Genomic DNA, 781 nt, shown 5'->3' on the forward strand with positions numbered 1-781 from the left:
CCCATTCTCTTTAGCATAGATCGCCATTACAGCAATAATAGGAACATAAACTTGCATTGGAACACCGCCGCATCGTGCTTGAAACTCAATCGCACGATCCTCGATGCTCAAGCTATTCACGGCACCAGGGCTAATATTGAGAATGATCTGACCATTGGTAACGTAGTCCTCAGGCACATGAACACCTTGAACACCGGCATCCACCACCAAATAAGGGGTGAGACCGTTATCGATAATCCATTGGTTTAATGCTCTAACTAGGTATGGCCTACTTGGGGTCACACCATCCTCCTCTATTGTCGCCTAGTGGCGCATTTCAGCTTCAACTTCCGACAAACTCTCTTTGAAAGATTCCCTTGCGAACATACTATCCATGTAACGCAAAATTGGCTTAGCAGCCGCCTCATTCAATTCGATTCCAAGAACAGGTAGACGCCATAGAATCGCCGCCACACAGCAATCTACAATCGTAAACTCATCGCTCATGAAAAACGGCTTTTCAGCGAAAATTGGCGCGGTCGCCAAGAGACTCTCTTTGAATTCTTTGCGCAAACCTTCAGCCTGCCTGCCATTCGGATCCGCAAGAATACCATCAACCAACGAACACCAGTCTTTTGCGATTCGATACATCATTAGACGACTCTGTGCACGAGCAACAGGGTATACAGGAAGCAATGGCGGGTGCGGAAAACGCTCATCCAAATATTCCATCATGATATCCGCTTCGTACAACACAAGATCTCGATCAACCAACGTCGGGAGCTCATTGTATGGATTGTGA

Annotated in this window: 2 protein-coding genes; both read right to left on the reverse strand. The window is 46.9% G+C overall.

The genetic code is table 11. From position 1 onward, the window contains the following. On the reverse strand, window positions 1-282 hold a 282-nt coding region (locus A3750_RS05390), incomplete at its 3' end, for a ClpXP protease specificity-enhancing factor (RefSeq protein WP_082873205.1). Between the two features lie 21 nt (window positions 283-303). After that, window positions 304-781: glutathione S-transferase C-terminal domain-containing protein (locus tag A3750_RS05395; RefSeq protein WP_068548070.1), on the reverse strand; the 478-nt coding region annotated here is incomplete at its 5' end.

Source organism: Oleiphilus sp. HI0079 (assembly GCF_001635105.1).